Annotated in this window: 10 protein-coding genes; 6 read left to right on the top strand and 4 right to left on the bottom strand. The window is 64.9% G+C overall.

From position 1 onward, the window contains the following. The 4 genes from SCI24_RS19650 to SCI24_RS19635 form a co-directional block, all read left to right on the top strand. A partial coding sequence (locus SCI24_RS19650; protein ID WP_318726987.1) for a DMT family transporter occupies positions 1-415 on the top strand: 415 nt, incomplete at its 5' end. A gap of 60 nt (positions 416-475) precedes the next feature. Next, positions 476-901, top strand: a complete 426-nt coding sequence (locus SCI24_RS19645) for a hypothetical protein (RefSeq protein WP_318726986.1) — start codon at positions 476-478, stop codon at positions 899-901. 97 nt (positions 902-998) lie between these two features. Continuing rightward, positions 999-1,280, top strand: a complete 282-nt coding sequence (locus SCI24_RS19640; protein ID WP_318726985.1) for a type II toxin-antitoxin system RelE/ParE family toxin — start codon at positions 999-1,001, stop codon at positions 1,278-1,280. A gap of 10 nt (positions 1,281-1,290) precedes the next feature. Continuing rightward, entirely contained in the window at positions 1,291-1,578 is a 288-nt protein-coding gene (locus tag SCI24_RS19635) for a HigA family addiction module antitoxin (protein WP_278030924.1), read from the top strand. 244 nt (positions 1,579-1,822) lie between these two features. Here SCI24_RS19635 and SCI24_RS19630 read toward each other — a convergent pair whose 3' ends face one another. From SCI24_RS19630 to SCI24_RS19615, 4 genes are all read right to left on the bottom strand, one after another. After that, on the bottom strand, positions 1,823-3,064 hold the full coding sequence (locus SCI24_RS19630) for an FAD-binding oxidoreductase (RefSeq protein ID WP_318726984.1): 1,242 nt from the start codon (positions 3,062-3,064) through the stop codon (positions 1,823-1,825). A gap of 79 nt (positions 3,065-3,143) precedes the next feature. Continuing rightward, positions 3,144-3,605: a TerB family tellurite resistance protein gene (locus SCI24_RS19625; protein ID WP_318726983.1), complete on the bottom strand. Its 462-nt coding sequence runs from the start codon at positions 3,603-3,605 to the stop codon at positions 3,144-3,146. A gap of 59 nt (positions 3,606-3,664) precedes the next feature. Beyond that, the gene (locus tag SCI24_RS19620) at positions 3,665-5,002 is read right to left on the bottom strand and encodes a UDP-glucose/GDP-mannose dehydrogenase family protein (RefSeq protein WP_318726982.1); all 1,338 of its coding nucleotides are present in this window, start codon (positions 5,000-5,002) and stop codon (positions 3,665-3,667) included. Between the two features lie 112 nt (positions 5,003-5,114). Next, positions 5,115-6,122: an NAD-dependent epimerase gene (locus SCI24_RS19615; RefSeq protein ID WP_318726981.1), complete on the bottom strand. Its 1,008-nt coding sequence runs from the start codon at positions 6,120-6,122 to the stop codon at positions 5,115-5,117. Between the two features lie 320 nt (positions 6,123-6,442). On the opposite strand from SCI24_RS19615, the gene SCI24_RS19610 reads away from it, so the two are divergent. Then, positions 6,443-7,162: a lipopolysaccharide kinase InaA family protein gene (locus SCI24_RS19610; protein WP_318726980.1), complete on the top strand. Its 720-nt coding sequence runs from the start codon at positions 6,443-6,445 to the stop codon at positions 7,160-7,162. Between the two features lie 298 nt (positions 7,163-7,460). After that, positions 7,461-7,978 (top strand): transposase (locus tag SCI24_RS19605; protein WP_318726979.1); only part of this gene is annotated, 518 nt, incomplete at its 3' end.

Genomic DNA, 7,978 nt, shown 5'->3' with positions numbered 1-7,978 from the left:
GGCCCTGGTCTTCTCGGTGCTGATCAATGCCAACTCTCGAGTGGTGCGCCGGGTGCCCGCCCTGCCGCTGACCGCCATCCAGTTGCTGGTGGTGGGCCTGGTGCTGACGCTTGCCTCGCTGCCTTTCGAGGCCTGGCCGTCACGCCTCTCGGCGGCCACCCTCGGCTGGCTCGCCGCCAGCATCCTCTTCGCCAGCACCCTGCGCTTCTTCCTGCAGGTCCATGCTCAGGGCCTGACCACCCCCAGCCATGCCGCGGTCATCCTGATGCTCGAGGCGGTCTGGACCGCGCTGATGGCCGCCTGGTGGTTCGACGAGAGCATGACGCTACTGCAGCTGGCAGGCTGCTCGCTGATCTTCGCGGCCCTGCTCATCAACCGCTGGTACTGGGTGCGCCGACTCTTCAAGCGGCACTGAATGCCGTATCATGGCGCCAGCATTCGCGTCGCCACCGACGCCCGGCCCGATGAGGACTCGATGCCCAAGGTAAGACACTACGCCGATATCGTTGCCATCCTGGCCGGCCTGATGTGGCTGGTGCTCTACTGGTCGGTCAGCATCTCCGCGCACCTGGGCAGCATCGAACCCAGCCTCGCCGCCCTGCTGATGGTCGGCAGCCTGATCCTGATCAGCTTCGTTCACCGCCCCATCCGCGTGCTGCTGGGCCGCTACCACGTCCGCAAGCGGCGCACCGAGATGTGGATGCATATCCTCGCCCTGCCCCTGACCCTGGCCTTCCTGCTGGCCATCATCATCGACCACCTCATCACCCCGATGAACGGCGAACAGAAGATGCTGCTGTTCAACGTGCTGGCCACCGCCGGCTGGCTGGTGTTCGTCTTCACCCTGGTGATCAAGCTGGTTTGCCATCTTGTCCAGCAGAAGCGCAAGGCCAAGCGATAAGCCGCGCGTGAACGGCACTCGCCCAGACCAAACGCCTTGCGTCATATAACGCAAGGCGTTATATTGAAGTCATCCCAATGCCTGCGGCGCCAGCCCCATGATCAAGAGCTTCAGGGACAAGCAGACCGCCACTATCGCCGATGGCAAGGTCGCCAAGAAGCTCCCCCAGGACATGCAACGCAACGCCCTAAAGAAGCTCCGCCAGTTGAGCGCCGCCGCCACCCTGGACGATTTGCGCATTCCACCCGGCAACCGTCTGGAAGCCCTGCAAGGTGGCCGCAGCGGCCAGTACAGCATCCGTATCAACCAACAATGGCGCATCTGCTTCCGCTTCGAAGGTGGCAATGCCCATGATGTTGAAATCGTCGACTACCACTGAGGAGGCGACCATGACCGAACAGCTACCCAACATCCACCCCGGGGAAATCCTCCTCGAGGACTTCATCGTGCCGCTGGGGCTGACCAAGAACGCCCTGGCCACCGCGATCAGCGTGCCCGCCACGCGCATCGGCGAGATCACCCGGGGCACTCGTGCCATCACTGCCGACACCGACCTACGTCTCGCGCGCTACTTCGGCACCAGTGAGGGCTACTGGCTGCGCCTTCAGAACGCCTACGATCTGGAGCAGGCCAAGCGCCACGGACACTACCGGCACATCAAGCCCCGCGCCGCCTGATCCTGGCCCTACGCCTCAACCGACCCACCGAGGCGGGTCAATCCATACCAGGAGCCGTGCTTGCACGGCGATTTGCGCCCGCCACTTTTCGCAGTGCCAGTCAAAACGTCGAACCGACCGCTCCCATAGGATCAGCACAAAGCCACCTTGTGGGAGCCGTGCTTGCACGGCGATTTGCACCCGGCTGTTCGAATCGCGGTGCAAGTCGAAACGTCGAACCGACCGCTCCCACAAAAAGTCAGCCTCAGAACCGGTCGGCCCGGAACGGCGCCATATCGATCTCGGGATTCTCCCCCTCCATCATCTGTGCCAGCAGACGACCGGTAGCCGGCCCCAGGGTGAAGCCCTGATGCCCATGGCCGAGCGCCAGCCAGAGCCCTTCCTGCCCAGGCGCCGGGCCGATCACCGGCTTCATGTCCGGCGTGCAAGGCCTCGCACCCTTCCAGGGTTCGGGATCCAACCGTTCGCCCAGCGGAAACAGTTTTTTCGCCACGCGCTCGGCAGCGGCCAGTTGCGCCAGGTGCGGCGGCGCCTCGAGGCGTTCCAGCTCCGCGCCGGTGGTGAGGCGAATCCCCGCCTGCATCGGGGCCAGCAGGTAGCCGACCTCGGCGTCCATCACCCAGTGGCCGAGCCTGGCCGCGCCGGTCGACCCGTAATGCATGTGATAGCCACGCTTGACGAACAGCGGGATATCCAGGCCGAGGCTCGAGAGCCACTCCCGCGACCAGGGCCCCATCGCCATCACTACCTGCTCGGCGTCCAGCGCCCCCTCGGAGGTGGCCACCCGCCAACCGGCACCCTGGCGCGCGACGTCGGTCACGTCAGCCTGCACCACACGTCCCCCTTCCGCCTCGAAACTGCGGGCGTAGGCCTGCACCAGGGCACCGGGATCAGCCACCGTCCAGGGCTGTTCCCAGTGGATCGCCCCGACCAGCTCATCGCTCAGGTCGGGCTCCAGGATCGCCAGCTCACTCGCATCAAGCACCCGGTAGCGGACACCGAAGCGCTCGGCGTTGGCTTCGGCATCCCGCAGGCGCGCCGACATGGCCTCCCGGGTGCGATAGACCTCCAGCCACCCCTCACGACGCACCAGGGCGTCGGCCCCGGCCGCCTCGACCATTGGGGCATGGGCCTCCAGCGACAGGCAGATCAGCGAGGCATACTCGGGGACGATGCGCGCATAGCGCTTGGGAGAGGAGTTCTGCCAGTACTGCAGCAGCGGCCCCGCGGCTTGCACCATGCCGCCGGGCCGGTAGCGGATATCCACCTGGCGGTTGGGCAAGACCCGCAGCATGGTGGCGAGGTCTCGCGGGAAGGGGTAGGGCTGCACCGCCTCGCGCTGGATGATGCCGGCATTGCCGAAGGAGGTCTCGCGCCCCGGCTCCCGGCGGTCGACCAGGGTCACCGAGTGCCCACGCTTCGCCAGGTACCAGGCGACCGACACGCCGACTATCCCGGCACCCATCACCACGATCTCACGCGCCATCACTGACTCCTTGTCTGCTGTTCGGGGGCTGGATCGAGCATGCACCTTAGCGACGCAGAGGGAAACCCGCGGCTCGCGATCAGTCGCTAGCATTATCCTCCAGCACCCGCAGCTTGGCACGGATGAAGTCCGAGTGGCCGACATGCAGCAGCTCGGCCAGACGACGGATACGGTGCTCCTCGAGGTGGTGCTGCTCGCCATCGGCCAGCGACAGCGACCACATCATGCGCACCAGCTCGCAGCGCTGATCGTAGTCGAAGTGCTCCTTGATCAGGCTGACGAACTGGTAATGATCGACGGCCGAGTCGGCCTCTTCACGGGCCAGACGCATCAGCTCGTCGAGATCCGCGTCCGCCAGGTCGAAACGCCGCTGCAGCCGCTCGCGCAGCAGGGCGACTTCACTGTCGTCGAGGTGATAGTCGGCACGCGCCACCTCGAAGAGCAGGGCCGCCGTGGCGAGCTCCAGGCTGGGAGCAGACGCTTCCGTGCTATCACCCGCTATAAGGATGTCGCTGAAGAAGCGCTGTATCGAATCGATCATATTTACTCTCCCTCTGCAGGCAGACGCGCAACAGTCTTCCAGCCTGCCTCAAGACTGGCTCAAGCCCGCAACGAGTCGCCCCGCCCCACGGCGAAGTAGCGCAGCCCGGCGGCCTTGACCGCGTCCGGCTCGAAGAGGTTGCGGCCGTCGACGATCACCCCCGTGGCCAGCTGCTGCTTCAGCCAGGCGAAGTCCACGCTGCGAAACTCCTTCCACTCCGTGCAGATCACCAGGGCATCGGCGCCCTTCACCGCCTGGATGCGATCCCCCGCCAGCAGCAGGTCGTCGCGCTCGCCATAGAGCCGCCGGCACTCCTTCATCGCCTCGGGATCGTAGGCCTGCACCCTGGCACCGGCCTCCCACAGCGCCTCCATCAGGGTGCGGCTGGGCGCGTCGCGCATGTCGTCGGTGTTGGGCTTGAAGGCCAGGCCCCACAGGGCGACGGTCCTGCCGGCCAGTTCCCCCCCGAGGGCCCCGGCCAGCTTGGTGAACAGGGTCCGCTTCTGGCGCCGGTTCACGCCCTCCACCGCGGTCAACAGCTCGGCCTGGTAGTCCACGTCGCCGGCGGTGCGCGCCAGCGCCTGCACGTCCTTGGGGAAGCAGGAGCCGCCATAGCCGCAGCCCGGGTAGATGAACTGGTAGCCGATGCGCGGGTCGCTGCCGATCCCGCGACGCACCTGCTCCACGTCGGCCCCCAGCCGCTCGGCCAGGTTGGCGATCTCGTTCATGAAGCTGATCTTGGTCGCCAGCATGGCGTTGGCGGCATACTTCGTGAGCTCCGCCGCCCGCACGTCCATGAACATCAGTTTGTCGTGCAGGCGAATGTAGGGGGCATAGCACTCGCGCATCAGCGTCTTCACCCGCTCGGACTCGGTGCCGACGATGATCCGGGCCCCCTGGGTGAAATCCTGTATGGCCGCGCCCTCCTTGAGGAACTCCGGGTTGGAGCAGACATCGAACTCGATCTCCTCGCCACGAGCCTGGAGCGCTCCTGCCACGGTCTCGTGCACTCGGTCGGCGGTGCCCACCGGCACGGTGGACTTGTCGACGATGACCTTGTAGTCCGTCATGTGCTTGCCGATGGTCTCGGCCACCGCCAGCACGTACTTCAGATCGGCGCTGCCGTCCTCATCGGGCGGCGTGCCCACCGCGATGAACTGCAGCGTGCCAAAGGCCACCGCCTCCGCCGGATCGGTGGTGAAGCGCAGCCTGCCCGCCTCCACGTTGTCCTTGACCATGGGCTCGAGCCCCGGCTCGAAGATGGGGATCTCGCCGCCCTCGAGCCGCGCGATCTTCTCCGCATCCACGTCCACGCACAGCACGTCATGGCCCACGTCGGCCAGGCAGGTGCCGGTCACGAGCCCCACATAACCCGTTCCAAAGATGGTGATCTTCATTCCCTGTCTCCTGCCATGTCCTGTTCAACAGTTGTATTTACATTGCTTGTGGGAGCGATCGGTTCGACGGCTCGACTTGCATCGCGAAAAAAGCAGATAATGGCAACATGCCCTAAACCCCATAATACGCCCGATACCACTCCACGAACCGCCTCACGCCCTCTTCCACGCCCACTTGGGGCCGATAGCCCGTGGCATCGAACAGGGCCTGGGTATCCGCCCAGGTGCGGGGCACGTCGCCCGGCTGCATGGGCTGGAAGTCGCAGATCGCCTCACGCCCGGTGGCCGCTTCCACCGCACTGATGAACCCCATCAGCGAGACCGGGCTACCATGACCGATATTATAGAGCGCATAGGGCGCACTGGAGCTGTCCGGGCCCGACTCGCTGTCCTGCCACTGAGGGTCCGGGTGGGGGATGCGCTCGAGCACCCGCACGACCCCCTCGACGATGTCATCGATATAGGTGAAGTCCCGCTCCATCTCGCCATGGTTGTAGACCGGGATCGGCTCACCGGCCAGCACCGCCCGGGTGAACTTGAACATCGCCATGTCCGGGCGTCCCCAGGGCCCGTAGACCGTGAAGAAACGCAGCCCGGTGGTGGGCAGGTCATAGAGGTGGGAATAGGTATGCGCCATCAGCTCGTTGGCCTTCTTGGTGGCCGCGTAGAGGCTGATGGGATGGTCCACGGCATCCGAGGTGGCAAAGGGCACCCGGTCGTTCATGCCATAGATGGAGCTCGACGAGGCATAGACCAGGTGCTCGACTCCCTGATGACGACAGCCCTCCAGCACGTTCAGGTGCCCCACCAGGTTGCTGTCGGCATAGGCATGCGGGTTCTCCAGCGAGTAGCGCACCCCGGCCTGGGCGGCCAGATGCACCACGCGGTCGAAGCGGTGCTCGGCGAACAGCGCCGCCATCCCCGCGCGGTCGGCCAGGTCCAGCCGGATGAACCGCACGTTCTCGCAGTCGGCGAGATCCTGCAACCGTGCCTGCTTGAGCGACACGTCATAGTAGTCGTTGAGATTGTCGATCCCGACGATCTCGTGGCCATCGCCCGCCAGGCGCCGGGCCACGGCGTGGCCGATGAATCCGGCCATGCCGGTAATCAGAAGCTTCATGGTCTCTCCCCGCGTCGCGTCGGCGTGGATTGTAACGCACTCGTAAGGCGGCCGCGTCCCCGCCACTTGTTCTCCTCACTGTGATAGCCTTGCGCAGATTTGCCAGCCAGGAATCCGCCATGGCCTACAAACGCTTCGCCTTCGTCATCGCCGACTATCGGGTGGCGCCCGAAAACGAAAAAGGCCCGGCCAATGCGCTCGTTCGCATGGACCAGGCCCTTTCGTGATCGAGACACGCCACTAAGGGCCGTTCCTCGAGGAAATCGTGCTGCCCCAGATTGAGGCACCATGATAAAAAAACTGAAAAATCAGGACATGACGTGAAGCTGCTGGATATTCCCTTCAACGACCGCCGACGACGCTACCTGGTCTTCCATCCCGACGGCCTGCCGGGCAGGCTGGCTCTGACCAGCACCACTACCACCGAGGCTTTCGAGGCATTAGGCAGCAGCCGCTTCTTCCTTTCGGCCGACCGGCAGATCCTCGCCAAGGTGGTACCCGACAAATACATGAAGCGGCAGGCGCCGCTGAAGTGGCTACTGCGCGACTACCTGGAGAAGCGCTGGCTGGCACAGACCGATGCACGCAAGGAGTTTACTTGCCTGCAAATCCTTCGCCGGGCCGGTTTGAAGACACCCCGCTGCCACGGCTGGGGGATCTCGCTCAATCCCGGCAACCGCAACGCCTCCTTGCTCCTGATGGAACACCTGCAAGAAGCCAGGCCCGGCGGCGAGGTGTTCGAAGGCTTGAACGAGGAAGGACGACTGGCGTTCCTGGCTCGCTTCTGCGAGGAGGTCGCCCAGCTCGCCCATACCGGTTACACCCACCGCGACCTGCACTACAACAACCTGCCGATCGACCGAGACGACCACATCGTCTGGATCGACGCACACCTGCGCCGGCTACCAACGAAAAACGCCGACCAATGGCCGGCGCTCAGGGGGACTCTTAGGGCAAACAAGCTCGGGGGCGAAGGGTACCAACGTCGAGCTGAAGTTTTACTAAAAGGGAGCTACCTGGATGCATTTCCGGATTCCTGACCTGCAGCCGGGTCCAGTTCTCCCGGCTCGGTTTCCGGCTCGCATGTCGTCAACGCCGCGCTTACCTCCTCCAGGGCCGCTCGGCCGGTCGTGCCCGCCGTGACCTCATGCCACCACTCACGGTGCACGGCCTTCACCATCACCGGCACGGAATCGAGCCCCATCCGCTGCGCCATGGCCAGGCGGTGCAGGCCACGGTTGATCTTGAGCAGGCGCCCTTCCCGGCCCCCACTGTCAAGCTAGTTGGAGTGTCAGCGGCTGTTAGACTCTGAACGATGTGGGGCGTGACGAGGTTCCGATGAAGTACTCCGACGAGCGCCGGGAAGCCATCCTCAAGAAGCTGCTCCCGCCGCATAATCGCACGGTGGCGGAGGTGGCCCAGGAAGAAGGCATCTCCGCGGCAACGCTGTACACCTGGCGCAAGAAGGCTCGGCAAGCAGGCCGCCTCCTGCCGGACCAGAGTGATGACCCTGAGGGCTGGAGCTCGCAGGACAAGTTCCACGCCGTACTGGAAACGGCGGCCCTCAGTGAAGCCGAGCGTGCCGAGTACTGCCGGCAGCGGGGCCTCTACCCCGAGCAGATCCAGCGCTGGCGGGCGAGCTGCGAAGGTGCCAACGACCGGAGCGATGCCGCTTCGAAGCAGGTCAGCGAAGCCCGCAAGGCGGAGCGCCAGGAGAACAAGGAGCTCAAACGTGAGCTCCGCCGCAAGGAGGCTGCTCTCGCGGAAACCGCTGCGCTGCTAGCGTTGAGAAACGCTTTAGGGTTGGCACCCTCTTGTAGAGACAGAAACTCGGCGGCTGCCTATAGTCAGCTTGG

It is taken from the genome of Halomonas sp. (assembly GCF_033549285.1).
Taxonomy (GTDB): domain Bacteria; phylum Pseudomonadota; class Gammaproteobacteria; order Pseudomonadales; family Halomonadaceae; genus Halomonas.
The sequence above is the reverse complement of the archived record's forward strand: the minus strand, read 5'-3'. Positions and strand labels throughout refer to the sequence as shown.

Coding starts and splice junctions, on each gene's coding strand:
- SCI24_RS19645 (WP_318726986.1), top strand. CDS start 476: ATGCCCAAGGTAAGACACTACGCCGATATCGTTGCCATCCTGGCCGGC.
- SCI24_RS19620 (WP_318726982.1), bottom strand. CDS start 5,002: ATGAAGATCACCATCTTTGGAACGGGTTATGTGGGGCTCGTGACCGGC.
- SCI24_RS19630 (WP_318726984.1), bottom strand. CDS start 3,064: ATGGCGCGTGAGATCGTGGTGATGGGTGCCGGGATAGTCGGCGTGTCG.
- SCI24_RS19635 (WP_278030924.1), top strand. CDS start 1,291: ATGACCGAACAGCTACCCAACATCCACCCCGGGGAAATCCTCCTCGAG.
- SCI24_RS19625 (WP_318726983.1), bottom strand. CDS start 3,605: ATGATCGATTCGATACAGCGCTTCTTCAGCGACATCCTTATAGCGGGT.
- SCI24_RS19640 (WP_318726985.1), top strand. CDS start 999: ATGATCAAGAGCTTCAGGGACAAGCAGACCGCCACTATCGCCGATGGC.
- SCI24_RS19615 (WP_318726981.1), bottom strand. CDS start 6,122: ATGAAGCTTCTGATTACCGGCATGGCCGGATTCATCGGCCACGCCGTG.